The organism is Candidatus Pelagibacter sp. HIMB1493, from assembly GCF_052047995.1.
Taxonomy (GTDB): domain Bacteria; phylum Pseudomonadota; class Alphaproteobacteria; order Pelagibacterales; family Pelagibacteraceae; genus Pelagibacter.
This window is the reverse complement of sequence record NZ_JBNAIP010000001.1, coordinates 634,781-657,911: the sequence shown is the minus strand read 5'-3', so window position 1 is coordinate 657,911 and position 23,131 is coordinate 634,781. Positions and strand designations below refer to the sequence as shown.

Below are 23,131 nucleotides of genomic sequence, written 5' to 3'. Positions count from 1 at the left end.
TTATACTTCAAAAACACTTTAATTTATAATGTTAAATTATTTTTAAAGGCACAAACCTTCATTGTTTTGACATATTTTATTTGTTAGTTTTGATTATGAAAAAAATACTTCTTTTAATATTCTTTAGCTTCTTTTTTGTTTCAAATTCAAATGCTGCATGTGATGATCCATTAACAGATGGTGTAGATTATTCTAAATGCAGATTTTCAGATGCACAGGATCTACAAGGTAGTTATCTACCAAACTCGAATTTATCTTTTGCAAGTTTTGTTCAAGTAAACTTAGACAAAAGTATTATGATGAATTCAAATTTATCCTTTGGAACTTTTCCAGAATCTACATTTGTTAGAGCCAATCTTTACGAGACAGTCAGTATTGGTGCAAATTTTGAAAAAACAAATTTCACAAATTCAAACTTAACAAGAGTTGATTTCATGGGGGCAACTTTAATAGAAGCTAATTTTCAAAATGCTAATTTAATGGAAGCAAATTTTACATCTGCAAACATTACTAATGCAAATTTTGAAAATGCAAATCTGATTGGTGCTACTTGGACTAATGGTAAGACATGTGGTCCAGACTCAATTGGAACCTGTATTGAGCAATAAGATATGAACACTTCAGTTAATACTGATGATGTTATTTTTAATTTTTTCAAACAAATCTGTGATGAAAAAGATGATCAAAAATGTGTTGAGCTTGGAAAAGAGTGGATAAAAGCAATGGAAACCAACCTTTCTTCTATGGAAGCAAACCTAAATGGGGCTGATTATCTCAAACATAAAGATGATATTCAAAGTAACCGAGATCATTTAAATAGCCTAAAAAATAAAAATTCTACAGAGTGGAGAGAGTATGCTACTCAGTGTATGATTGAAATAATGAATCACAAAGGTCAACAATAATGAGTAATCAAGAAAGAGTGTTTCTAATTATTTGTGCTTCTTTAATTATTTTTACTCTTCATTATTTAATTGAAAAACACTTCTTTTAATAAGAACTAGATCTTGCCCACTTATTAATATTTCCGTCTTTAGCTTTTTTATTTATTTCTTTAAGCTCAGATTTAGAAAAATTTAAATTGTTTAAACTTTCAATATTTTCTTTAATTTGTTTTACACTACTTGCACCAATTAAAGCTGTAGTAACTGCTTTATTATTTAATACCCAAGCTAAAGCCATTTGAGATAATGTTTGTCCTCTTTTTTTAGCAATTTGATTTAAATCTGAAATTATCTTTATATTTCTTTTAGTTATAAAACTTTTATCTAATGCAGATTTTGGATCACTTGCTCTTGATGCTTTTGGAATTCCTTTTAAATATTTATCCGACAACATTCCTTGTGCCAATGGTGAAAAAGCAATAGTTCCAATTCCTAATTTAATTAAATTTTTATCTAAATCTTTTTCAAACCATCTATTTATTAAAGAGTAAGAAGGTTGATGGATAAATATTTTAATGTTTCTTTTTTTTAAAATATTAAACATCTCAATTGTTTTCTTTGAGGAGTAAGAAGAAATACCAATATAAAGAGCTTTACCAGATCTATAAATAAGCTCTAAGGCATCTGCTGTTTCATCTAATGGTGTATTTGGATCAAATCTATGCGAGTAAAAAATATCTACATAATCCAATCCCATTCTCTTTAAACTTTGATCACAGCTTGCAATGATATATTTTTTTGAACCCCATTCACCGTAAGGTCCTTCCCACATATCATAACCTGCTTTAGATGAGATAATTAATTCATCTCTATATCTTTTAAATTCTTTACTTAAAATTTTTCCAAAATTAGCCTCAGCACTTCCTGCTGGTGGACCATAATTATTTGCTAGATCAAAATGAGTAATCCCTGAATCAAAAGAATAAAACAACATTTTCTTTGCTTCAGATGTAAGTTGTTTACCACCAAAATTATGCCAAAGACCAAGGCTTATTAAAGGTAGATCAACACCACTCTTTCCACATCTTCTATATTTCATGTTGGAATATCTTTTTGGTGATGCTTTGTAGTTCATAACTCTTAATATAACTTAATATTTTAGTTTAAAAACATAAAATTAAAGATATATTTAAAACAAAGGGGTGTCTTAACAGACTGAGATTAAACCCTACGAACCTGTCCGGTAATTCAGAAAGGGATAAAATGGATAACACATACTTTTTAAGTCAATCATCATCATTAATTTTAGTAATTATTATTAGTTTGGTATTTGCTGCATTAGGAATTTATCATTCTAAAAAATTCCAAGGAATAAGTAATTATTTAACAGCCAATAGAAATATAGAATTATTTTCATTAACGACCAGTCTTGTTGCGTCTGCTTTAGGAGCATGGATTTTATTTGGCCCTGTTGCTGCTGCCACATGGGGAGGAATAGGGGCCGTTATTGGTTATGCACTTGGTACAGCTTTTCCTATGATTTTCTTAATCTATTTTGGAAGAAAAATTAGATCAGAATTTCCAAAAGGCTCATCTTTAATTGAGTTTATGAGAAAAAAATTTGGAAAAAGTTTGTTTAAACTGATTTTGTTAATGACAATCTTTTACATGTTTATTTTTCTTTGCGCAGAGGTGACAGCTGTTGCAGTTTTGATAAATTATTTATCGGGTACAGATCTTTGGATCACTGCATTAATAGTCCTTTTAGCGACTTTAACGTACACTCTTTATGGCGGATTAAGAGCTTCTATATTTACTGATAATATTCAAATGATTGTTATTGGCTTTCTTTTATTAATTCTAATTTTAATTATCAGTTCATCAACAGGAGATAATTTTTCTTTTGCATTAATTAAAGAAAAAAATCCGCAATTATTAAGTTCATCTTATATTCCAAGTTATACTGCTGGATTAACTTTTTTTATAGCTGTTGCAGCTACCAATTTATTTCACCAAGGAAATTGGCAACGAGTTTATGCTGCTAAAGATTATAATACTTTAAAATCAGCATTGATAATTTCTTTTTTTGTAATTGTACCGATAGTTTTTTTAATGGGCTTTATTGGAATGGTGTCATTTTCTATTGATCCATCAGCTAGAGCTGATTTGGGATTTTTTACTTTATTGTTAAAAGAACAAACTGAAACACTATCTTTAATTATTATTGTTCTTGGTTTAGCTTTAACAATTTCAACAGTTGATACATTGGTTAATGCAATATCAAGTTTGTTTGTTGTTGATGGTAAAGCAACTTTTAATTTAGATAAAAAAACAGATTATTTAAAAATTTCTAAATACTTTATCGTATTTTTATCATTGATAGCATTTGGTGTTGCATCAAAAGGATTTGATATTTTGTATTTATTTTTACTTGCAGATTTATTTTGTTGTGCGTTTGTGTTCACCGTCTTTTACAGTTTTTATAACAAGGTAAATGAAAAAACTGCATATGTTTCAATTATAATCGGTTTAATTGGTGGGTTTTTAATGTTTCCTTATCCAGATTTTTCTAAGAGTTTATTGGTTGGGGGATTGATGTCTAAAGATTTATTTTCACCTTTTGTTGCACAATCTTTATTATTTTTATCATTTGTTGTTGCAACTTTTTTACCAGCAGTAATTTTGAAATTGAAAAGTAATTAATTTAGATCACTGATTTTAAAGCATCATAAATAAGTTCTTTGGTAGTCTCACCAATACTTCTGTAAACTTCTTTATTATCTTTAAAAATTAAAAGTGTCGTTTGATATTGAACATTAAAAAATTTAGCAATTTCCTTATTGGTTATATCAAATTTAAAGTATTCAATATTATCAAAATCATTTTTTGCTTTATCAAGAACTTTCATTTGGCTGGCACAAGATGTGCAATATTTAACCCAAGAACTAACCACCACAACTTTTCCATCCGCTAAAGCCTTATCAAACAGCTCTTTAGTATAAGTTGTTTCTTTAGCCATCACATTAGTAGTGAATGCAAAGATAAAACAAATAAATACAAAAATTTTTCTCATTAATCGTGGGTTGTAAACAAATTTTAAAATATTGTAATACAATAAATTGTCTCTATATATGCCTAGTTCATGTCTGATCAAATAAGCATAAATAATCTATCAAAAGTCTACGATAATGGCTTTGAAGCACTAAAGAAAATAAACCTAAACATTAAAAAAGGTGAAATTTTTGCAATGCTTGGACCAAATGGTGCGGGTAAAACTACTCTTATAAGTATTATTTGTGGAATCGTTCGACCATCTTCAGGAAAAGTTACTGTAGATGATTTTGATATCATTGATGATTACAGAGAAACAAGATCCAGAATTGGATTAGTTCCACAAGAATTAACTTTAGAACAATTTGAAACAGTTTTTAACAATGTCTCTTATTCAAGAGGTTTGTATGGAAAAAAACCAGATCCAAAACATATTGAAAAAATTTTAAAAGATCTAAGTTTATGGGATAAAAAAGATTTAAGATTAAGACAGTTGTCTGGAGGAATGAAGAGGCGGGTATTAATTGCAAAAGCATTGTCTCACGAGCCAACTATATTATTTTTAGATGAGCCAACAGCTGGTGTTGATGTTGAATTACGTCAAGACATGTGGAAGGTAGTTGAAACACTAAGAAAAACTGGTGTAACAATTATTCTTACCACTCATTATATTGAAGAAGCAGAAGCAATCGCTGATAGAGTAGGAGTAATCAATCAAGGAGAAATTATCGTTGTTGATGAAACAAAAGAATTATTAAAAAAAATGGGACATAAAAAGCTTACAGTAGATCTTCAAGAAGAAATCACTGAAATCCCAAGCAGTTTAGATAAGTATAATTTAGAAATTGGAGAAGAAAAAAAATCAATCAATTACACATATAATGTTAGAGCTAAAAGCACTGGAATAACTAACTTGTTACAAGATTTAAAAGATGCAAATTTAAAATTACAAGATTTAAAAACTGAACAAACTACTTTAGAGAAAATATTTGTGACATTAGTAAAGGAGAACAATGAAGTTTAATTATTACGCATTTAGAGCAATGTACTTACATGAAATGGATCGATTTAAGAGAACATTGATGCAATCATTATTTTCACCAGTTCTATCAACCTCTCTTTATTTTATTGTTTTTGGATCTGTAATTGGTGGATATGTAGAAAAGATTGATGGAATTAGTTATGGATCTTTTATTGTTCCTGGTCTTTTAATGTTAACGTTGTTAACTCAGTCAATCAGTAACACTTCATTTGGGATATTTTTTCCAAAATTTAATGGAACTATTTATGAAATTTTAGCTGCACCAATTTCAACTTTTGAAATTGTTTTAGCTTTTGTGGGTGCTGGTGCTACTAAAACTCTTATAGTCGGATTAGTTATATTTTTAACATCAACGTTTTTTGTTGAGGTTCAAGTAATGTATCCATTGTTAATGATATTTTTGTTAGTATTAGTAGCATTTACATTTGCTTTATTTGGTTTTTTAATTGGTTTAATGAGCTCTAATTTTGAGCAAATGTCTATCATCCCAACTTTAGTTATTACGCCAATGGTATTTTTAGGTGGTAGTTTATATTCTTTAGATATGTTGCCTGAGTTTTGGCAAACAGTTACTTATTTTAACCCAGTTGTTTATTTAATTAATGGTTTAAGATTTGCCTTTTATGGTGTTTCAGATTTCAATATTTGGGTGAGTGTTATTTCAATGGTAGTATTTTTGATGTCATGTGTAACTGTTGTTACAGTTCTATTGAAAAAAGGATACAATATTAAATCTTAGCTACTAGCTATTTTCTTTTTTGGGTCGTAAAAAGGTTTTTCTACTATTGTAGCAGAACATTTTCTTTCGTGAGTTTCTATGTCTAATTTATTGCCTAACTCTGAATGATTAACTTCAATCATTGCAAGTGCAATATTCTTTTTCAATCTAGGTGAATATACAGCTGAAGTTACCTTACCAATTGTCTTGCCATCTTTTTCAATCTGCCAAAAAGTTGTGTTTGGTCCTGATAATGGATCACAATCAATGATAAGACCAACTTGTTTTCTTTTAATTCCTTCTTGCTTGATTTTTTTAAGTGCTTCTTTACCTATAAAATTTATATCAGCATCTAAATTAACTAATCGATCAAATCCTAATTCGAATGGATTTGTATGAATATCTGCATCTGCGTGATAAGAAAGCATACCACCTTCTATTCTTCTAATAGAGGATGTATGACCAGGTTGAATACCATGTTCTTTACCAGCTTCCATTATTTTTTCATAAAGTTCATTACCTCTTGAGCCATCTCTTAAATATATTTCGTAACCAAGTTCACTTGACCAACCAGTTCTTGATACAATTAATGGAATTCCATCAAGTTCATATTCTCTTAACCAATAATATTTAAGATCTCTGATATCTTTACCAAATAGTTTGACCATTATTTCTTGTGAGGTAGGGCCTTGTAACTGTAGAGGGGATACATCTGGTTCAGATATTTTAACATCTAAACCTGAGTTAACTGCAACACCTTGTGCCCATAACAAAACATCACTATCTGCTAAAGATAACCAAAAATGATTTTCAGCCAGTCTTAATAAAACTGGATCATTTAAGATACCGCCATCATTGTTTACGATTAAAACATATTTACATTGTCCAACTGATAACTTTGAAAGATCTCTAGGAGTTAAAAGCTGAGTAAATTTATATGCATCAGGACCAGTGATCTCGACCTGTCTTTCGACTGCAACATCACATAAAATTGATTTTTCAATAAGGTTCCAAAAGTTTTGCTCAGGACTTCCAAAATCCCTTGGAATATACATGTGATTATATACAGAAAAACCTGTTGCTCCCCATTTTACAGTAGCATCGAAATAAGGAGATTTTCTTATTTGTGTTCCAAAACCAAAATTTTTATTAGACATTTGAGAGGCTTAACAGTCTGAGTATTAATTACAAATAAAAAAAATAGCCCTAGTTATATTAAGGGCTATCAAAAAAAAATGGAGAGGGAAGTTATTTTTTTTTAAAACTGTTCAGATTCAGTAGAACCAGCCATTGCTGTTGTCGAGCTTTGGCCGCTACTAATAGTATTTGAGACTGCATCAAAATAAGACGTACCAACTTCTCTTTGGTGTTTAACGCTAGTATAGCCATCTTTCTCTCTAGCAAATTCTTGTTGTTGAATTCTAGAATATGCAGCCATACCTTCTTTTCTATATTTCTCAGCAAGTTCAAAAATTGCAATGTTTTGAGTATGAAACCCAGCAAGAGTAATGAACTGGAATTTGTAACCCATTTTAGCAATTTCTTGTTGGAATGAAGCAATCTCGTCATCACTTAAATGTTTTTTCCAATTGAATGATGGAGAACAATTGTAAGCTAACAGTTTTCCAGGAAACTTTTCATGAATTGCATCTGCAAATTTTTTAGCCTCAGCTAAATTAGGAGTAGCTGTTTCACACCAAATTAAATCAGCATACGGTGCATAAGCCGAACCTCTAGAGATAGCTTGTTCAATTCCATCTTTAACATAATGAAATCCTTCTGGAGATCTATCACCAGTTAAAAATGGTTTATCATTTTCATCAAAATCATTTGTAATAAGTTTTGCTGCATTAGCATCAGTTCTTGCTAATATAATTAAAGGGACTTCTGCAATATCAGCAGCTAATCTTGCGGCTTTTAAGTTTTTGACCATTGTACCAGTTGGAACAAGAACTTTTCCACCCATATGACCACATTTTTTTTCACTAGCTAATTGGTCTTCAAAGTGAACACCTGCAGCACCAGCTCTTATAAATTTTTTAGTTAATTCAAATACATTTAATGGTCCACCAAAACCTGCTTCACCATCAGCTATAATTGGAAGCATATAATCTACTTTTTCCTCTCTTTTCATGTCACCATCTTGCATTTCCATATGCTGAATTTGATCTGCTCTAATTAAAGAGTTGTTCATAGATTCAACTAACTTAGGAGCACTATCATAAGGATATAAAGATTGATCTGGATACATCTCTCCAGCAGTATTTGCATCTGCTGCAACTTGCCAACCACTTAGATATATTGCTTTTAATCCAGCTTTTGCATGTTGAACAGCTTGGTTACCTGACAAAGAACCAAGAGTATTAACATAAGCTTCTGTATTTAATAAATGCCAGAGTTTTTCAGATTGATTTTTGCAAAGTGAGTACTCAATTTTAATTGAACCTCTTAATCTCTCCACTTCTTCATCAGTGTAGTCTCGTTTGATACCTGCGAACCTTTTTAACTCGTAAGAGATTTTCTCAGCACTCATTGTTTTTAATCCTTTGTTGAAGAAAATTGAAAAAGTTGAATTAGTTACTATCGTTTAAAGCTTCGATTAGTTCACTCATTCCACTTGAACCCCAATCACAATGATCGTCCCTCATGTAAATTCCTTTACTATGATGGTGATCTAAATCCTCTTTTTTAATGATTTGGGCCTCATTTTCTGTGTTTTTTAAGTTTTTATCCATACGAGTCATATATTTTACAAAATTTACAAAATCTATAAAAAACGTTAAAAAGCTTTGTAAATAGGGAAAAAATATTGTAAAAATAAATTTACAAAATTTACAAATAGTAAAATGAGTCAAATAGATCTTAAAATAGGGCCAAAAATAAGAGCTTTTAGAAGACAACTTGGGCTACAAGCCAATAAATTAGCTGAAGATTTAAGTATTTCTCCTAGTTATTTAAACTTAATTGAAAGCGGTAAAAGAAAAATAGATGGTGATTTACTTTTAAATGTTTGTGAAAAACTAAATATCCAATTGTCGGATCTTACATCTAAAACAGATATTAATCTTCAAAACACAATTTCAGAAATTTTAGATGATAGTTTGTTTGAAGACTTAGATATTTTAGGTCCAGAAGTAAAAGATTTAGTAAGTACCAATCCAAAGATTGGAAAAGCAATTGTAAGATTAGGAGATATTCTTAAAAAAAAAGATCATGAATTGATAAGTAAGATTGAAAAAATTTCAGGAAAAATTGTAGATAATAGAAAAAATTCTTTTCCTGGAGAAGTGGTAGTTGATTTTTTTCAAGAGAATAAAAATTATTTTCCAAAGTTAGAAGAGTTTGCAAATAAAGTTTTTAATAAAATTCAAAAAAATAATCGAACAAGATATTTATCTCTGTGTGATTATTTACTGTCAGAATATTCAATAACTGTAAAAGATGTTATTCCGGATGAGAGTAAACCATTTTCAAAAATCTATAACAAAAGTAAAAAAGAGTTATTACTAAGTGATTATAGTTCTTTAGAAACAAAAAAATTACATGCTGCCTCTCAAATTGCACAACTGGGTGCAATTAAAGATGTTGAATATTATTTAACTAAGTTTAGTTTTCCATCAGAAGAATCGAAAAAACTTACTAAAGTTGCTTTGTTAAATTATTGTGGTGCTGCAATTTTGATGCCATACAAACTATTTCATTCTGAATGTAAAAAATTAAAATATGATTTAGAATTATTGCAAAATACATTTGCAACTTCATTTGAACAAGTAGCTCACAGAGTTACATGTTTGCAAGATCCAAAACTACCAGGTATCCCATTTCATTTTTTAAGAGTTGATATGGCTGGAAATATCTCAAAAAGATTTTCATTATCTGGAATTGATATTCCAAGATATGGTGGAGCTTGTCCTAGATGGAATGTTTATACTGCATTCACTACTCCAGGAGTTTTACATACAGCAGTTAGTAAAATGAATAATGGTGAAAAATATGTTTGTATTGCAAAAACTGTAGAAAAAGGAATTGGAAGATTTGGTCAATCTAAAAATGTATTATCTATAGGTTTAGGTTGTGAAGCAAAATATGCAAAAGATTTCATTTATACTGAAAATATGAACATTAATGATAAATCAACAGAAATTCCTATTGGTGTTTCTTGTAGAACCTGTGACAGATTAGATTGTTCACAAAGAGCATTTCCACCACTACATAAAAAATTCGACGTTGACTTAAATAGTCGTGGGGTTTCTGTTTATGTTAGTGACGATAAATCTTAAACTATGATTAAATATATTTTACCTGCCATAATAATTTTTCTGATCGTATTATTTTGGGAAAAAATAACTGATTTTGTTGAGAAAAAATTCAACATAAAACTTAATTATATCGTTGTTAGTTCTATAGTTGCTGCAATAGCAATTATCCTTTTACTCCTTAATTACTAGGATTTATGAACAGCATTGACTTATCAACTTATAAATTAGATGAAGCTGACGGTGTTTTTACTTATAAAAATGAAAATACAACATTAGGGTTTGTTAGATTTAACGAAAAGGGAGAAGTGGAGTACATTTTTGTTAATCCAATTTTTAGAAAAAAAGGAATAGCAACAAAATTATTACAGTTGGTTAAACAAAAAACAGGAAAAGAAATAATCCTTCAAGAACCGATTAGTCCTTTAGGCTCAAAACTGTTAGATTCATTGAATAAATGGAAATAAACTTATTATTTTTCTTCACAGTTGTACCAGCAATAATTTTGTACGGTATTGCAAAATCAGGGTTGGGTGGATCGATGACTTTAATATCTATTCCATTAATGACCATTGTAATGCCTTTGAACCAAGCATTAGGAATAATTTTGCCAATTTTAATATTTTCAGATTTTATTGCAGTTTATAAATATAGAAAAGAATATGACTTAGGTACTTTAAAGTTAATGGTTCCATTTGCTGCTGTTGGAATAATAATTGCTTCTTTCACGTTCACATATTTTTCTGAAGAATTATTAAAATTTATGATTGGTTTAATGGGATTTATTTTTGCAGGTCATTATTTCTTTTTTAAAAAAGATAAAGAAGCCAAATCTCAAAAAAATTCTATCAAAGGGAGTATTTGTTCTGTCATAGCTGGCTTTACAAGTTTTTGTGTCCATGCAGGAGGAACACCGGTGAGTGTTTATATGCTTCCTTTAAGGATGCAGAAAGAAATTTATGTAGGAACAAGAATTATATTTTTTACTTTTGTAAATCTAATAAAGCTTCCTTTATATATTAATCTTTCAATGACCAATTTAGTGACATTTAAACAATCTGTATATTTATTTCCTCTTGCTTTTATAGGAATACTAATTGGATATAAATTAATTAAAATTATAAATGAAAAATTATTTTATAATATTTTATATATTTTAATTTTTATAAGTAGTTCAAAACTTTTATATGATTATTTAATATGAAAAAAAAATTTAATCCTAGAATAAAAGCAAGAATAAGAAAAAATAAACAAGTTCTTAATAAAAAGATTGATAATTTTTTTGGTTGGGTAAAAGGTGCTAAACTTGTTGAACTTAAAGAATGCAATGTAGAGGAAGATCCAGTTCGACCAGAATTAGATAATGAATTTAGAACAGGATTTGGAAGAAAAATTTATGGTGTTGAGTATCAAGGAGAAATTCACGCAGTAATGTGTTTTGCTTATACAAATGAAATTCCCAAAAGTGTCGAAGAACTTGAAAAATTAAGTACTGATGCTTTTCTACAAAGTGCAATGAGAGATCAAAAAGGTGGACAAATCGCTATTGCTTATACTGTATGGTCAAAGAAAAAGGGTGGAGGAAAGTTAATTGTAAAAGAAGTGTTTAAAAAGATAAAAAAATCAAATCATTTAAATAGATTAGTCACTCTTTCACCTTTAACAGAGATGGCAACGAATTTTCATGAAAGAAATGGAGCAAAATTAGTTCAAATTAATGAAACAACACAAAATTTTGAATATAAAATCATTTAACCATGAGGATAAAAAAACAATTAATTCTTCTATTTTGTACTTTCTTTCTTTTACCGTATTCTATTGTCATGGCTAATGAAGAAGCAAAGTATGAAGTAGTTGATAAAAATGATATTTATGAGATCAGAAAATATTCTGATCGTTTAGCAGTTGAAACCTCTAGAGCTGGAATAGATAGTAATTTTAGAAAATTATTTAATTACATTTCCGGAAGAAATGACACACAGGAAAAAATAGCAATGACTACTCCTGTCACTCAAGTAGAAAAAAATGGAAATATGACTATGCAGTTTTATTTACCTTCAAAGTTTAATTCAGATAACGTACCCAACCCAAGTAGAGATGATGTAAGGATAGTAAATATTGAAGGAGGATATTATGCTGTACTTAGATATTCTGGCAGAGCTTCTGATGGAAATTTCATAAAACATAAAGAAATCCTAGAAAAAGAGTTAAATAAAAATAATATTTCAATTATAAGTCCACCTATTAGAGCTACATATGATAGTCCTTTTACCCTTCCAATGAATAGAAGGAATGAGGCAATGTATAAAGTGGAGTTTAATTCATGAAGTCAAAATTTAAAGCAATGGTGTTATCTTGTATGGACCCAAGATTTCAACATTTAGTTCACAATCATTTAAAGAAAAAAAAATTAACTGGTAAGTACAGTGCTTTTACAATTGCTGGTGCTGCAGTAGGGGTCACACACAATAAATTTAAAAAATGGCATAATACTTTTTATGATAATCTTGGAACTTCAATACAGCTTCATAAAATAGAAAAGCTTATTGTTATAAATCACAAAGATTGTGGTGCTGCAAAAATTGCTAATGGAAAAAAAGAATTTACACCAGCAAATGAAAAAAAAATACACCAAGACTCATTTAATAAACTTAAAAAAGAAATTAAAAAAAGATTTCCAAAACTTAAAGTAGAATTAAATGTAATTGCTTTAGATAGTAAAATTACAAAATTTTAATTATTGATTTCTAATCAAAGGGTAAACTTTTGGATTTAGATATTTTAAGTTTGTTAACATAATCAATATCAATGTTACAAAACCAATTGAAAAACCTAAATAGATTAAAACTTTAAAATCAAACATCCACACAAGTTCAAAGATATTTTCCATAATAAATTTTGAACCAATTACAGCAAAGAATATTGCAATCAGTATGACTGATTTAAAGATAATAATGAATTCTATTAATGATGAGAGGATTATTTCTTTTTTTGAAAAGCCTAGAATTTTAAACACTAAGTTTTGATATTCTTTAACTTTACCTTGAACCATAATTGCACTCGAAATAACAATTAAACCAATCACAATAGTAACAGCTGATATTAAAGTAACTGCAATGAATACTTTATTTAGTACAGCCGTTACTTTTGTCAGATAATCTGCAATTTTAATCATGGATAAGCTAGGCATAACTTCTAGCATTTCAGTTTCATCAAATTTATCAGAATTAAATTTTGCTGTTGCCAAATATTCATGAGGGATGTTTTGAGCAAATTGAGGATTAAATAGCATTGCAAAGTTTATACTTAAATCTCGATAATCAACTTCTCTAAAATTAATCACTTCACCATCTATTTCTCTTCCATATATATTTAGAGTAAAAATATCTCCTAATTGAATATTAAAATCTCTTGCAACTTTAGCATCTAAAGATATCTGAAGTTGATTAGGTTTATTTAAATCCCACCATTCTCCAGCAACTAATGGATTATCTTCAGGAACATCTTCAACCCATGAGGATCTTCTCTCACTTCCTATTACCCAATAACTATCATTATCAGGTTTAATATAAGTATTTGGATTAATGCCATTAATTTTTGTAATGCCAGATGAGACCATAGGAACCACTTCAATATCCGCATCCGGATCCATCTTTAATATCCCTTGTTCAAATTTTTCACGCTCTCCTTTTTGAATTCCTACAAAGAAATAATCAGGTGCAATATCAGGAATTGATTTAGCAATTTCTCTTTGAAAATTTGTTCCAACCAACGCCAATGTTAAAAGTAAAGTAACTCCTAAACCTAAAGACATTATAGTAATTGGAGTGATACTTTTAGTTTGAGTGATATTCTTAATTGATACCTTTAATGAGATATTGGAGCTTGATTTAAATTTTTTAAGAAAAAATATAATTATTCTTGAAAGAAAGAAAAACACAATTAAACACACAAAAAATGCAGCAAAGTATCCTAGACTGTAAGTCGGTTGCTCTGAACCAACTGTAAATAATAAAACTAAAATAGAGAGCAAAATAAAACTTAAAACAACAGACTTTTTTGAATAATAAAATTGTAGGTTTTGAAAAACATTTCTAAATAAATTAGATGCTTTTACTTGGTCAATTGAACTTATTGTTGGGATAGAAAATATTACAAGTACCAACAAACCTACTAAAAATATTTTAATAAAATTAACTATAGAAAATACTGGATAAACATTTAATCCAAGTCCATCTGATAAGTATTTATCAGCTATAGGGACTATTAAAAAACTAGATCCATAGGAAACAACTGTGATTACAAACAACAAAATTAATAATTGAAGATAATAAAGTGTCTTTATATTTCCTGAGTAAAATCCAACTGCTTTTCTAACAGCAATTGACATATTGTTTTGGTTAATAAAAGAGAGAAGGGTGTTTGCAATACCAATTCCAGCAATCAACATCGCACTGATTGAAACAAGTGATAAAAATTGTGAAAAATTGTTGATTATTCTCTTTATTCCACTTGCTGAATTTTCGGGATAACGAAGCTTTACTTTTTGATCATCTTTAAAGATATCTTCAATTCGTTTTTCTAACTCTTCAGGGTTATCTCCTTCATTAAATTTTACTTTATATTCGTAGTTTAAAAAGCTTCCAATCCCGTTTAGTTTTAATATCTCTAATGTTTGCTTTCCTGCGAGTGCCCAATCACCAAAAGCAACAAATCCACTTACATCTGGTACTGATTTTATAATTCCAATAACTGTAAAGTTTTGGTCTTGAACTTTAACTTGTTCATTAAGTTTTATATTTAGTGTTTTTGACAAACTTTCATTAATTAAAATAGTGTTTGGTTCCTTTTGCATTCGCTCATATGCACCTTCAGGCTCAAATACTACTTCGCCGTATAACGGGTATTTTTCATCAACTGTTTTAATTCTAGTAAATAAAGATTTATTTTTTTCTCTTCCAGTTGTTGAAAGCATAGTGCTGAACTCAATCATTTGAGATACAGTTGCAAATTCTTTTACCTGATTAACTAGTTCTAGATTTCCTTGGTTACGATTGTAATCAATTTCTAAATCACCACCTAATAAGGCTTTTGCATTATCGTTCAGTTCTTTTTTAAGACTATCTTCAATAGTAAAAATAGCACTTAATATAAAGAGACTGATAAATAGAGTAACAATAATACTTGAGATTTTGTGATAGTTTCTGCTTAAATCCTTTAAAGCATATTTAAAAATCAAACTAAATTCAGATCGATTATTTAATTTTTCCATCTTTTATTTTGATTTTTCTTTTTGCTTTGTTTGCAAGTTTTGGATCGTGCGTTACCATGATTAAGGAAGACCCTTCCTCTTTTACATATTTAAATAGAATATCTGAAATCATTAATGAGTTTTCAGTATCCAAGTTTCCAGTAGGTTCATCAGCTAGGATTAATTCAGGCTTCATTGCTATAGCTCTTGCAATTGCAACTCTTTGCTGTTCACCACCAGATAACTGACTAGGTAAATTATTAAATCGGTGCTTTAAACCAAATCTATCTAACAAATTTTTTGCCTCACTCTCAGGATTTTTAAAATTATTTAATTCTAATGTTAAAGCAACGTTTTCAACTGCTGTGTAGTTTGGAATTAAATAGAAAGATTGAAATATAATTCCAATATTCTTCTTTCTAATCTCTGAAACTTCATCTTCATTTAAACCTGTTATTTCTTGATCTTGAAAAACAATTTTACCTGAAGTTGGTTTTTCTAGTCCTCCAACCAACATTATTAAACTAGTTTTACCAGATCCACTTTCACCTACGACAGAAACTGTCTCTTTTTTCTTAATGGTTAGATCAATATTCTTTAAAACACTGATACTTTCTTTACCAGTTTGGTATTTGAGATTTATTTTTTTTAATTTAAGAAGATCATTCATGAATAAAAGTTTATTTATAAAAATTTTGATGATCTTTCTAGTGCACATAAACGCTTTCGCAATAGAAAAGGTTGTCTTATTTGGCGATAGTTTGATGGCTGGATATGGTTTACCTAAAGAACATCATTTATCTGTAGTATTAGAAGATAATTTTAAAAAAGATGGTTTAAATATAAAGATAATTAATGGCAGTGTTTCTGGAAGCACATCTTCAGGAGGATTAAATATTGCTGAATGGAGTTTATCAGAACCTGGTATTGACTTAATCATTTTAGGTTTAGGCGCCAATGATATGTTGAGAGGAATAAAACCAGAAGAAACTGAGAAAAATTTAGAAGAAATCATAAAGATAGCAAATAATAAAAAAATCAAAATTATTATTGCAGGTATGGTTGCTCCAACAACACATGGTGCTGAATACAAAAAAAGGTTTGATGCAATCTATCCAAAATTATCGAAAAAATATAACTTACCCTTGATCCCATTTTTACTTGAAGGAGTGGCACTCGATCCAAGTTTAAATCAACAAGATGGAATTCACCCAAACAAAGAAGGAACAATTAAAGTAAGTGAAACTATTAAAAAAAGTATTATTAATATTTTAAATTAAATGAATAAATTTTTATATAATCTTAAAGAAAGCAGAATTTTTCAATTTGTTGTTATTTCAATTATCATATTAAATGCAATTACAATTGGGGTTAACACTTATGAATTAAGCGATCTCACCAGACAAGCAATTAATTATTTAGATTATTCAATTACTATATTTTTTGTTATCGAAATTATAATTAGGTTTATAGGGGAACCTAAAAAACTACAGTTTTTTAAAAGCGGATGGAATGTATTTGATACTTTAATTGTTTTAATTTCATTAATTCCTATACCTAATAATTCTAGCTTCTTACTTTTAAGATTATTAAGAGTATTTAGAGTATTAAGAATTATTTCAGTTGTTCCAGAATTAAAAAAAATCATTGAAGCTCTACTAACTTCAGTCAAAAGAGTATTTTATGTGGGATTATTATTGTTCATAATTCTTTATATATACGCAACTATTGGTTCAATTTTATTTAGCACAGATATTCCTGAAAGATGGAGCGATGTTGGTGTTGCTATGATTACGTTGTTTCAGGTTTTAACTCTATCTAGTTGGGAACAAGTAATGCTGCCATTACAAGATGTTTACTGGTGGGCTTGGATTTATTTTTTCAGCTTTATAATTATATGCGGAATTACAATGCTTAATTTGTTGATTGCGATATTAGTGGACGTAGTAATCAATCAGAAAAAGTTATAAGACTTTTTAATGAAAAGATTTGTTGTAGTTTTAAGTTTCATTTGTTTTGGTTATGCCAATGCACAGAATACAAATATTGCCATAGATAGAAATTTAAATCTTACATGTGCATTTGAAAAAGTAATTTTAAAAAATCCAGATCATAACTTTGAAACGTTCACAAAAGATCAAATTAAGAGAGATGATATTAATAAATTAGTAATAGAGTCTAAATCACCAAATGTACTAAACATTAAAAATTTATCTAATTTTATTGATAAAATTGAACTAGACGTAAAAATTTCCAATAAAGATGTCGTTTTAATTCAAGCTCTTGATGATAATAACAATTACTCAGAATCGGCTGTTTTGACTTTTAAAACAGGAGAACTTATTCACGAAATAACAAAAAATATTAATCAAAAAGAAAAAGAAAAGGAAAAAGAAATTTTATTTTACAACTGCAAGAATAAAAATCAAAATACTTGATGATTTTAACCAAATAATTCTAGGAATATTATCAATTTATATAAATAATAAACTACAGAAAGTGCTATAGAAACTTTCACAACTCTTGGCCAAAACCAATTTTTATTATTACTTGCACTTCTCCACATCGCAACAGTAATTATTAATGTATAAATCAACAGTATTGCTAACTCTATTACGAGTATTGTTGCGTAAAAATTATTAATATTAGAAAAAATTTGTTTAATAATTAACTCAGGATTTTGATTATAATTTATAAGAGATTTATCAATTGAATCTAAAGCAAAAAAAAATGTTATAAAAATTATTAAGCTAAATATTAACTGGTATAGGGTTCCATAAACCCAGAATGTTTTACCAAGTCCGTAGTCACCTTTAATCAAATTTTTTAAAAAATTCATTGATCTTCTATAGTCCTAAAAATCACTAAAAAATAAACAAAATATTTAAATCTATTAAGCAATAAACAGATTTTTTGATAAATAAATATTTTTTTTTCCATATAATAATTTAAAGTGAAATAATCATTTCATGAAAAAAGTACTAATTACATTATTTTGTTTAAATTTTGTTTTTTCTTCAGCTATTGCTGACTCTCTTGGAAATCTTAGAACAGTAAATCATTATCTATCAAATGGATATAATTTAGAGAGTACAATCTTAATAAATGATCAAAAAATATTGTATAATCTTAAAAATAATGGTTCGTCAAAAATGCAATTTGAACCTAAGTTAATTACTTGTATTTATAATATAAAAAAAGAAACAACAAATTGTTACAAACCTTGAGAATTTTCATCTTAATAAATTTATAAATTCATTTTGAAGTTGTAAAAATATGATCAAATTGTTTTAAGAATAAAGACTCTATTATTCATATTTGTTAATATTTAATTATGAAAAAGTCATTTATAGTAATTTTAATTTTATTACTTTCACAATTGCAATCTTTTGCAAATGATCGAGACATAAGGCTAAATCAATTATTTAATGAGCTCAAAGTTAATAAAGCAAAAGTAGCATCTATTGTTGAACAGGAAATTTGGTCTTTATGGAGTACTCATCCAACTGATGAAAAGCTGACTGCTCGTTTAGAAGAAGGTTCAATGTTTGTTAGAAACCAACAACCAATAAGAGCAAGAGAAATATTTACTGAAGTAATAAATCTTGATGAAAATTGGGCTGAAGCTTGGAATAAGAGAGCAACTGTACTTTATATGTTAGGAGAATATCAAAAATCACAAGATGATATTGATAAAGTCTTAGAATTAGAGCCAAGACATTTTGGTGCTTTAGCAGGACAAGGTTTAGTGAACATTCAATTAAAAAATTTTGAAAAAGCAATTAGAAGTTACAAACAAGCACAAGAGATTTATCCGTCCATGCGATCTCCAGAAATCATGATAAAACAAATCGAAGATTTGATGAAAGAACAAACAATTTAAAATGTGTGGAAGATACGTTGTTAAAAATCCAGTTACTAAAACTAGTTCTCTAGTTAAATCTGCAATTCAGGTTGAAGATAGTGAAAACTATAATGCTCATCCTTATCAAAAACTTCCAGTTATAAAAAAATATAAAAATGGAAATACCTTAGAATCTTTGAAATGGGGTTTGGTTCCAAGCTGGGCTAAAGATAAAGATTTTAAAGCTCTGATTAATGCACGACTTGAGACCATAGATGAAAAGGTTTCATTTAAAAAATTGATAAAAAATAATCGATGTGTTGCAGTTGCGGATGGATTTTATGAATGGAAGAGGGAAGAGAAAGAAAAAACTCCTCATTATTTTACCCGTAAAGACACCAATACCATCTATTTTGCTGGAATATTTGAAGATGATCAGTTTTGTTTAATTACAGAAGAAGCAAAAGAAAATATTAAGGAAATTCATCACCGACAACCAGTTATTCTTAATCAAGCGGATGTTAATAGATATCTTAATTTAGAATTACAAGGATCAGCGTTTCTAAATGAACGTAAATCACCAGATCTTATATTTCATGAAGTTTCAAAAGATGTAAATAAGCCTACTAATAACAGCGCTTCTTTAATACAAAAATTATAAATCTATTTTCTTTTATTTTTTTTAAACTTAAAGTTTTTAGGTCTTTTTCTATTTTTAAATTTTCTTTTATTATCTTTGTTTTCAAATTTTTTGAATTTCTTCTTTTTACTTAATTTATTGTTAGAAAATTTATTCTTAAATTTCTTTTTAAATTTATTTTTTTTATTAAATTTCTTATTCTTTTGATTGTTTGGTCTTGCTTCTTCTTTAACTTTAAAATCAGGATCTATTAATTTTTGTATAGATCTCCACATACTTCTGTCGTTGTTTGTTAAAAAAGTTAAAGCAGAACCATCTTTTCCAGCACGACCAGTTCTACCTATTCTGTGAATATAATCTTCTGGAACTTGTGGAAGATCGTAATTGATTACGTGTTTTATAACTGGAATATCTAATCCTCTTGCTGCAACATCTGTTGCAATTAAAATCCTACTATTACCATTTCTAAATCCTCTAATAACTCTATCTCTTTTACTTTGTCTAAGATTTCCATGAATGGCATCAGCTTTATGGCCATCATACTTTAATCTTTTTACAATTTTATCAGCACCATGTTTAGTTTTAACAAAAACTAAAATAGATCCACTTCTTTCAACTAATTGATTAATCAACTCATGATATTTCTTGTCTGCTGTGATTTGAAAAGTTTCTTGTTTAATTTTTTCAATTGGAGTTGATAAAGATCCAACAGACACTCTTTCAGGATTGTTAAGATACTTTTGAGAAATTTTTAAAATGTTTTCAGGTAAAGTTGCAGAAAACAATAATGTTTGATGATTTTTTGGAATAAATTTTAAAATTACTTCTATTTGAGGAGTAAATCCCATATCTAACATTCGATCTGTCTCATCTAGAACTAAGTAATTTACTCTAGATAAGTTCAAACTTTTTCGTTCTATGTGATCGTTAATTCTTCCAGGGGTTCCAACTATAATTCTTGCTCCTTTTTTTAATTGTCTTAGTTGTTTTTGCATACTCTCACCACCAATTAAAAGAGCATTACCAATTCCTATTTCTCTAATATTAAGTTTTAAAACAGTTTCCATTACCTGTGTTGCAAGTTCTCTTGTTGGACAAATTATTAATGCCATTGCTTGCTTATCTTTTAAAAGCTTATTTAGCATTGGAATTGTAAATGCTAGTGTTTTACCGGTACCTGTTTGAGCAGTTCCTAAAACATCTTTTCCTTCTAAGCTAATTGGTATTGATTGACTTTGAATAGGGGTTGGAGTTTTAAATTCAGCTAATTCAATTGATCTTTTTAATTTATTTTCAATATTTAGATCAGAGAAGTTCATTATGCTGGGATTGATATAAATTTTAAGTAATTGAGTGTCTGCTTATATCTTTTTGTACCAAATACAATAAATAGTTTGGGAGGATTAATCTCTGAAGTTTACAAAATCTATTGGAAGTCCAATATCAATAGCTTTAATTGCTGCTATAGCTTCTTGAAGATCATCTCTTTTTTTACCATCTACTCTTAATTCATCACCTTGAATTTTTACCTGAATTTTTAGCTTAAGTTTTTTAATGTCAGCAATTACTTTTTTTGCATTTTCCTGGCTAATACCTTCTTTAAGTTCACTTACTTGTCTAATTGCTCCACCTGAAGCACCTTCGGAACTTTTAACCTCTAAAACTCTTGGATCTACTTTTCTTCTTACTAAATGAGTTTGTAATAATTCATTAACTTGCTTTAATTTTAATTCATCAGGAGCATTAGTGGTAACTGATTTATCTTTTCGCTCTATAGCAATGTGAAGTCCTTTAAAGTCATATCGATTGCTAATTTCTCTTAAGCAATTTGCTAAAGCATTATCAAATTCTTGATAATTAATTTTACTGATTACATCAAAAGAAGGCATAATTTATTTATACAATAATCTATTTTTTATTAAACGAAATTAAAGATAATATTAATTTAAAATATGAAAAAAATTAAAATTCATATCAGAAATAATCATTGGAAAGAGGGATTTTTGCCTTGTGATGCTGAAGGTGAGAAAAATAATACAATCACTAAGGAAGAAATTGAAAAGGGTTTTGATCAATATCCTGAGTTAAGGGACAAAGTTGAATATGTAATTGATTGGGATGACGATAATTTTATCTCATCAATGCAATCAGCTAACATTTTACTCGGCTGGCAGTTTCCAACAAAAGATTTAAAACAAATTGCACCTAACCTTAAATGGATCCATGTGATTTCAGCTGGTGTTAATCATTTATCTCCTTTTGATTGGATGAACGAGGATTTAGTTTTAACTAATAGTAGTGGTGTTCATGCTAAAAAAGCAGGTGAATTTGGTTTGATGAGTATTTTAATGCTCCAAAATCACATGACTAGAATTGTAACCAACCAAAAAAATAAAGAGTTCGTATCTTTACTTGGAAAACCAATAGAGGGTAGGAAAGTAGTTGTTGTTGGAACTGGTTCTTTAGGTGGTTCAATGATTAAACATATCAGTAAGCTTGGAGCTGAAGTTATTGGTGTAAATAGAAAAGGAAAAAATGTTGAGGGGTGCTCTAAAGTTATTACATTTGATAAAATTGATGAAGTGTTACCTGATGCTGATTTTTTATATTTAGCAGTTCCAGAAACGGATGAGACCAAAGGATTAATTAATAAATCAAGATTAGACAAATTAAAATCTACGTGTGGGATTGTTAATATTGGAAGGCAATCTGTTTTAGATTACGAAGCTTTAAGAATTAAACTTCAAAATAATGAAATTGCTGGAGCAATTTTAGATGTATTTTCACAAGAACCTATTCCAAAAACATCAAACCTTTGGGATACCCCAAATTTAATTATCACTCCTCATATTTCATCTGATAGTGAGGGTAATTATATTGAGATGGTTCTTAAAATTTTCTTTAAAAATTTAAAATTATTCATAGAAAATAAAGAATTGATTAATCAAATAGATAGAAATTTAGGATACTAGTTACTATATATAAAGAACATATGTTGAAAGTATATTTAGCAGGAGAAATTCACACAAATTGGCGAGATGAAATTATTGATGAATGTAAAAAACAAAATTTAGAAATTCAATTTTCATCTCCTGTAACAGATCATGCGTCTTCAGATGATTGTGGAGTTGAAATTTTAGGACCTGAAGAGAAAAATTTTTGGAAAGATCGAAAAGGAGCCAATATCAATTCAATTAGAACTAAAAAATCAATCAAAGAAAGCGATGTGGTCGTTGTTAAATTTGGTGAAAAATACAAACAATGGAATGCAGCTTTTGATGCTGGATATGCATCTGCATTAAATAAATCTATTATAGTTATTCATAGTGACGACCATCAACATGCCCTTAAAGAAGTAGATGCTGCAGCTTCAGCTGTTGCTTCAGATCAAAAACAAGTAGTTAGAATTTTAAAATACGTTTTAGAAGGTTCATTAAAATAAAGT

Annotated in this window: 29 protein-coding genes; 19 read left to right on the top strand and 10 right to left on the bottom strand. The window is 28.6% G+C overall.

Features of this window, described 5'->3' with window-relative positions:
* Positions 1 to 95 precede the first annotated feature (95 nt).
* Positions 96 to 608, top strand: coding sequence for a pentapeptide repeat-containing protein (locus ACTTBK_RS03585; RefSeq protein WP_440614551.1), 513 nt, complete (start codon positions 96 to 98; stop codon positions 606 to 608).
* 3 nt (positions 609 to 611) lie between these two features.
* Complete coding sequence (locus tag ACTTBK_RS03580) at positions 612 to 905, top strand: hypothetical protein (protein WP_262589440.1); 294 nt, start codon at positions 612 to 614, stop codon at positions 903 to 905.
* 85 nt (positions 906 to 990) lie between these two features.
* Here the strand turns inward: ACTTBK_RS03580 and mgrA are convergent, their stop codons facing one another.
* Positions 991 to 2,019, bottom strand: coding sequence for an L-glyceraldehyde 3-phosphate reductase (gene mgrA / locus ACTTBK_RS03575; protein WP_440618592.1), 1,029 nt, complete (start codon positions 2,017 to 2,019; stop codon positions 991 to 993).
* Positions 2,020 to 2,147: 128 nt separating this feature from the next.
* Between mgrA and ACTTBK_RS03570 the strand changes: the two genes are divergently transcribed.
* Complete coding sequence (locus ACTTBK_RS03570) at positions 2,148 to 3,587, top strand: sodium:solute symporter family transporter (RefSeq protein WP_440618591.1); 1,440 nt, start codon at positions 2,148 to 2,150, stop codon at positions 3,585 to 3,587.
* A 1-nt stretch (position 3,588) separates the two neighbouring features.
* Here the strand turns inward: ACTTBK_RS03570 and ACTTBK_RS03565 are convergent, their stop codons facing one another.
* On the bottom strand, positions 3,589 to 3,957 hold the full coding sequence (locus tag ACTTBK_RS03565; protein WP_440618590.1) for a thioredoxin family protein: 369 nt from the start codon (positions 3,955 to 3,957) through the stop codon (positions 3,589 to 3,591).
* Positions 3,958 to 4,026: 69 nt separating this feature from the next.
* On the opposite strand from ACTTBK_RS03565, the gene ACTTBK_RS03560 reads away from it, so the two are divergent.
* Both ACTTBK_RS03560 and ACTTBK_RS03555 read left to right on the top strand, forming a co-directional pair.
* Positions 4,027 to 4,959, top strand: coding sequence for an ABC transporter ATP-binding protein (locus tag ACTTBK_RS03560; RefSeq protein ID WP_440618589.1), 933 nt, complete (start codon positions 4,027 to 4,029; stop codon positions 4,957 to 4,959).
* Positions 4,949 to 5,716: an ABC transporter permease gene (locus tag ACTTBK_RS03555; RefSeq protein WP_262589435.1), complete on the top strand. Its 768-nt coding sequence runs from the start codon at positions 4,949 to 4,951 to the stop codon at positions 5,714 to 5,716. Before ACTTBK_RS03560 ends, ACTTBK_RS03555 begins: the two co-directional genes overlap by 11 nt.
* Here ACTTBK_RS03555 and ACTTBK_RS03550 read toward each other — a convergent pair.
* The 3 genes from ACTTBK_RS03550 to ACTTBK_RS03540 form a co-directional block, all read right to left on the bottom strand.
* Positions 5,713 to 6,852 (bottom strand): glycine cleavage T C-terminal barrel domain-containing protein, encoded by a 1,140-nt coding sequence (locus ACTTBK_RS03550; protein WP_440618588.1) that lies wholly within the window; start codon positions 6,850 to 6,852, stop codon positions 5,713 to 5,715. The two genes, ACTTBK_RS03555 and ACTTBK_RS03550, sit on opposite strands and share 4 nt — an antisense overlap.
* 101 nt (positions 6,853 to 6,953) lie before the next feature.
* Positions 6,954 to 8,228, bottom strand: coding sequence for an isocitrate lyase (gene aceA, locus ACTTBK_RS03545; RefSeq protein ID WP_440618587.1), 1,275 nt, complete (start codon positions 8,226 to 8,228; stop codon positions 6,954 to 6,956).
* A 40-nt stretch (positions 8,229 to 8,268) separates the two neighbouring features.
* Positions 8,269 to 8,430, bottom strand: a complete 162-nt coding sequence (locus ACTTBK_RS03540) for a hypothetical protein (RefSeq protein WP_440614544.1) — start codon at positions 8,428 to 8,430, stop codon at positions 8,269 to 8,271.
* 111 nt (positions 8,431 to 8,541) lie between these two features.
* Here ACTTBK_RS03540 and ACTTBK_RS03535 point away from each other — a divergent pair, with 111 nt between their 5' ends.
* The 6 genes from ACTTBK_RS03535 to ACTTBK_RS03510 all read left to right on the top strand — a co-directional run bounded on the left by ACTTBK_RS03535 (position 8,542) and on the right by ACTTBK_RS03510 (position 12,688).
* On the top strand, positions 8,542 to 9,975 hold the full coding sequence (locus ACTTBK_RS03535; protein WP_440618586.1) for a helix-turn-helix domain-containing protein: 1,434 nt from the start codon (positions 8,542 to 8,544) through the stop codon (positions 9,973 to 9,975).
* A 173-nt stretch (positions 9,976 to 10,148) separates the two neighbouring features.
* Complete coding sequence (locus tag ACTTBK_RS03530) at positions 10,149 to 10,418, top strand: GNAT family N-acetyltransferase (protein ID WP_440618585.1); 270 nt, start codon at positions 10,149 to 10,151, stop codon at positions 10,416 to 10,418.
* Entirely contained in the window at positions 10,409 to 11,155 is a 747-nt protein-coding gene (locus tag ACTTBK_RS03525) for a sulfite exporter TauE/SafE family protein (protein WP_440618584.1), read from the top strand. Before ACTTBK_RS03530 ends, ACTTBK_RS03525 begins: the two co-directional genes overlap by 10 nt.
* Positions 11,152 to 11,706, top strand: coding sequence for a hypothetical protein (locus ACTTBK_RS03520; RefSeq protein ID WP_440618583.1), 555 nt, complete (start codon positions 11,152 to 11,154; stop codon positions 11,704 to 11,706). Before ACTTBK_RS03525 ends, ACTTBK_RS03520 begins: the two co-directional genes overlap by 4 nt.
* Before the next feature lie 2 nt (positions 11,707 to 11,708).
* Positions 11,709 to 12,278: an SOUL family heme-binding protein gene (locus ACTTBK_RS03515; RefSeq protein ID WP_440618582.1), complete on the top strand. Its 570-nt coding sequence runs from the start codon at positions 11,709 to 11,711 to the stop codon at positions 12,276 to 12,278.
* Positions 12,275 to 12,688, top strand: a complete 414-nt coding sequence (locus tag ACTTBK_RS03510; RefSeq protein ID WP_440614538.1) for a carbonic anhydrase — start codon at positions 12,275 to 12,277, stop codon at positions 12,686 to 12,688. The genes ACTTBK_RS03515 and ACTTBK_RS03510 overlap by 4 nt, the downstream gene beginning before the upstream one ends.
* Here ACTTBK_RS03510 and ACTTBK_RS03505 read toward each other — a convergent pair whose 3' ends face one another.
* Positions 12,689 to 15,223, bottom strand: a complete 2,535-nt coding sequence (locus ACTTBK_RS03505) for an ABC transporter permease (protein WP_440618581.1) — start codon at positions 15,221 to 15,223, stop codon at positions 12,689 to 12,691. It lies immediately after the preceding gene.
* Complete coding sequence (locus ACTTBK_RS03500) at positions 15,207 to 15,872, bottom strand: ABC transporter ATP-binding protein (RefSeq protein WP_440618580.1); 666 nt, start codon at positions 15,870 to 15,872, stop codon at positions 15,207 to 15,209. The genes ACTTBK_RS03505 and ACTTBK_RS03500 overlap by 17 nt, the downstream gene beginning before the upstream one ends.
* Between ACTTBK_RS03500 and ACTTBK_RS03495 the strand changes: the two genes are divergently transcribed.
* From ACTTBK_RS03495 to ACTTBK_RS03485, 3 genes are read left to right on the top strand one after another with little or no spacing between them, the layout of a single operon-like run.
* Entirely contained in the window at positions 15,871 to 16,482 is a 612-nt protein-coding gene (locus tag ACTTBK_RS03495) for an arylesterase (protein ID WP_440614535.1), read from the top strand. The genes ACTTBK_RS03500 and ACTTBK_RS03495 overlap by 2 nt on opposite strands.
* Positions 16,483 to 17,172 carry an ion transporter gene (locus tag ACTTBK_RS03490; RefSeq protein ID WP_440614534.1) on the top strand — a complete coding sequence of 230 codons (690 nt, stop codon included), beginning with the start codon at positions 16,483 to 16,485 and terminating at the stop codon, positions 17,170 to 17,172.
* 9 nt (positions 17,173 to 17,181) lie between these two features.
* Complete coding sequence (locus ACTTBK_RS03485) at positions 17,182 to 17,640, top strand: hypothetical protein (RefSeq protein ID WP_440618579.1); 459 nt, start codon at positions 17,182 to 17,184, stop codon at positions 17,638 to 17,640.
* 5 nt (positions 17,641 to 17,645) lie between these two features.
* On the opposite strand, the gene ACTTBK_RS03480 is transcribed toward ACTTBK_RS03485, so the two are convergent.
* On the bottom strand, positions 17,646 to 18,041 hold the full coding sequence (locus ACTTBK_RS03480) for a hypothetical protein (RefSeq protein WP_440618578.1): 396 nt from the start codon (positions 18,039 to 18,041) through the stop codon (positions 17,646 to 17,648).
* A gap of 130 nt (positions 18,042 to 18,171) precedes the next feature.
* On the opposite strand from ACTTBK_RS03480, the gene ACTTBK_RS03475 reads away from it, so the two are divergent.
* From ACTTBK_RS03475 to ACTTBK_RS03465, 3 genes are all read left to right on the top strand, one after another.
* Positions 18,172 to 18,429 carry a hypothetical protein gene (locus ACTTBK_RS03475; protein WP_440618577.1) on the top strand — a complete coding sequence of 86 codons (258 nt, stop codon included), beginning with the start codon at positions 18,172 to 18,174 and terminating at the stop codon, positions 18,427 to 18,429.
* Positions 18,430 to 18,536: 107 nt separating this feature from the next.
* Positions 18,537 to 19,085, top strand: a complete 549-nt coding sequence (locus ACTTBK_RS03470; RefSeq protein WP_440618576.1) for a tetratricopeptide repeat protein — start codon at positions 18,537 to 18,539, stop codon at positions 19,083 to 19,085.
* 1 nt (position 19,086) lies between these two features.
* A complete protein-coding gene (locus ACTTBK_RS03465; RefSeq protein ID WP_440618575.1) occupies positions 19,087 to 19,707 on the top strand; it encodes an SOS response-associated peptidase in 621 nt (206 codons plus the stop codon).
* A 2-nt stretch (positions 19,708 to 19,709) separates the two neighbouring features.
* On the opposite strand, the gene ACTTBK_RS03460 is transcribed toward ACTTBK_RS03465, so the two are convergent.
* Positions 19,710 to 21,005 (bottom strand): DEAD/DEAH box helicase, encoded by a 1,296-nt coding sequence (locus tag ACTTBK_RS03460; RefSeq protein WP_440618574.1) that lies wholly within the window; start codon positions 21,003 to 21,005, stop codon positions 19,710 to 19,712.
* Between the two features lie 84 nt (positions 21,006 to 21,089).
* Positions 21,090 to 21,575 carry a YajQ family cyclic di-GMP-binding protein gene (locus tag ACTTBK_RS03455; protein WP_440618573.1) on the bottom strand — a complete coding sequence of 162 codons (486 nt, stop codon included), beginning with the start codon at positions 21,573 to 21,575 and terminating at the stop codon, positions 21,090 to 21,092.
* Between the two features lie 63 nt (positions 21,576 to 21,638).
* Between ACTTBK_RS03455 and ACTTBK_RS03450 the strand changes: the two genes are divergently transcribed.
* Positions 21,639 to 22,658, top strand: coding sequence for a D-2-hydroxyacid dehydrogenase (locus tag ACTTBK_RS03450; RefSeq protein ID WP_440618572.1), 1,020 nt, complete (start codon positions 21,639 to 21,641; stop codon positions 22,656 to 22,658).
* Between the two features lie 20 nt (positions 22,659 to 22,678).
* Positions 22,679 to 23,128 carry a YtoQ family protein gene (locus tag ACTTBK_RS03445; RefSeq protein ID WP_440618571.1) on the top strand — a complete coding sequence of 150 codons (450 nt, stop codon included), beginning with the start codon at positions 22,679 to 22,681 and terminating at the stop codon, positions 23,126 to 23,128.
* Positions 23,129 to 23,131: the final 3 nt, after the last annotated feature.

What these genes read in the sequence shown, in the direction of transcription:
- ACTTBK_RS03585 (WP_440614551.1), top strand. Translation starts at nt 96, where the DNA reads ATGAAAAAAATACTTCTTTTAATATTCTTTAGCTTCTTTTTTGTTTCA.
- ACTTBK_RS03580 (WP_262589440.1), top strand. Translation starts at nt 612, where the DNA reads ATGAACACTTCAGTTAATACTGATGATGTTATTTTTAATTTTTTCAAA.
- mgrA (WP_440618592.1), bottom strand. Translation starts at nt 2,019, where the DNA reads ATGAACTACAAAGCATCACCAAAAAGATATTCCAACATGAAATATAGA.
- ACTTBK_RS03570 (WP_440618591.1), top strand. Translation starts at nt 2,148, where the DNA reads ATGGATAACACATACTTTTTAAGTCAATCATCATCATTAATTTTAGTA.
- ACTTBK_RS03565 (WP_440618590.1), bottom strand. Translation starts at nt 3,957, where the DNA reads ATGAGAAAAATTTTTGTATTTATTTGTTTTATCTTTGCATTCACTACT.
- ACTTBK_RS03560 (WP_440618589.1), top strand. Translation starts at nt 4,027, where the DNA reads ATGTCTGATCAAATAAGCATAAATAATCTATCAAAAGTCTACGATAAT.
- ACTTBK_RS03555 (WP_262589435.1), top strand. Translation starts at nt 4,949, where the DNA reads ATGAAGTTTAATTATTACGCATTTAGAGCAATGTACTTACATGAAATG.
- ACTTBK_RS03550 (WP_440618588.1), bottom strand. Translation starts at nt 6,852, where the DNA reads ATGTCTAATAAAAATTTTGGTTTTGGAACACAAATAAGAAAATCTCCT.
- aceA (WP_440618587.1), bottom strand. Translation starts at nt 8,228, where the DNA reads ATGAGTGCTGAGAAAATCTCTTACGAGTTAAAAAGGTTCGCAGGTATC.
- ACTTBK_RS03540 (WP_440614544.1), bottom strand. Translation starts at nt 8,430, where the DNA reads ATGGATAAAAACTTAAAAAACACAGAAAATGAGGCCCAAATCATTAAA.
- ACTTBK_RS03535 (WP_440618586.1), top strand. Translation starts at nt 8,542, where the DNA reads ATGAGTCAAATAGATCTTAAAATAGGGCCAAAAATAAGAGCTTTTAGA.
- ACTTBK_RS03530 (WP_440618585.1), top strand. Translation starts at nt 10,149, where the DNA reads ATGAACAGCATTGACTTATCAACTTATAAATTAGATGAAGCTGACGGT.
- ACTTBK_RS03525 (WP_440618584.1), top strand. Translation starts at nt 10,409, where the DNA reads ATGGAAATAAACTTATTATTTTTCTTCACAGTTGTACCAGCAATAATT.
- ACTTBK_RS03520 (WP_440618583.1), top strand. Translation starts at nt 11,152, where the DNA reads ATGAAAAAAAAATTTAATCCTAGAATAAAAGCAAGAATAAGAAAAAAT.
- ACTTBK_RS03515 (WP_440618582.1), top strand. Translation starts at nt 11,709, where the DNA reads ATGAGGATAAAAAAACAATTAATTCTTCTATTTTGTACTTTCTTTCTT.
- ACTTBK_RS03510 (WP_440614538.1), top strand. Translation starts at nt 12,275, where the DNA reads ATGAAGTCAAAATTTAAAGCAATGGTGTTATCTTGTATGGACCCAAGA.
- ACTTBK_RS03505 (WP_440618581.1), bottom strand. Translation starts at nt 15,223, where the DNA reads ATGGAAAAATTAAATAATCGATCTGAATTTAGTTTGATTTTTAAATAT.
- ACTTBK_RS03495 (WP_440614535.1), top strand. Translation starts at nt 15,871, where the DNA reads ATGAATAAAAGTTTATTTATAAAAATTTTGATGATCTTTCTAGTGCAC.
- ACTTBK_RS03500 (WP_440618580.1), bottom strand. Translation starts at nt 15,872, where the DNA reads ATGAATGATCTTCTTAAATTAAAAAAAATAAATCTCAAATACCAAACT.
- ACTTBK_RS03490 (WP_440614534.1), top strand. Translation starts at nt 16,483, where the DNA reads ATGAATAAATTTTTATATAATCTTAAAGAAAGCAGAATTTTTCAATTT.
- ACTTBK_RS03485 (WP_440618579.1), top strand. Translation starts at nt 17,182, where the DNA reads ATGAAAAGATTTGTTGTAGTTTTAAGTTTCATTTGTTTTGGTTATGCC.
- ACTTBK_RS03480 (WP_440618578.1), bottom strand. Translation starts at nt 18,041, where the DNA reads ATGAATTTTTTAAAAAATTTGATTAAAGGTGACTACGGACTTGGTAAA.
- ACTTBK_RS03475 (WP_440618577.1), top strand. Translation starts at nt 18,172, where the DNA reads ATGAAAAAAGTACTAATTACATTATTTTGTTTAAATTTTGTTTTTTCT.
- ACTTBK_RS03470 (WP_440618576.1), top strand. Translation starts at nt 18,537, where the DNA reads ATGAAAAAGTCATTTATAGTAATTTTAATTTTATTACTTTCACAATTG.
- ACTTBK_RS03465 (WP_440618575.1), top strand. Translation starts at nt 19,087, where the DNA reads ATGTGTGGAAGATACGTTGTTAAAAATCCAGTTACTAAAACTAGTTCT.
- ACTTBK_RS03460 (WP_440618574.1), bottom strand. Translation starts at nt 21,005, where the DNA reads ATGAACTTCTCTGATCTAAATATTGAAAATAAATTAAAAAGATCAATT.
- ACTTBK_RS03455 (WP_440618573.1), bottom strand. Translation starts at nt 21,575, where the DNA reads ATGCCTTCTTTTGATGTAATCAGTAAAATTAATTATCAAGAATTTGAT.
- ACTTBK_RS03450 (WP_440618572.1), top strand. Translation starts at nt 21,639, where the DNA reads ATGAAAAAAATTAAAATTCATATCAGAAATAATCATTGGAAAGAGGGA.
- ACTTBK_RS03445 (WP_440618571.1), top strand. Translation starts at nt 22,679, where the DNA reads ATGTTGAAAGTATATTTAGCAGGAGAAATTCACACAAATTGGCGAGAT.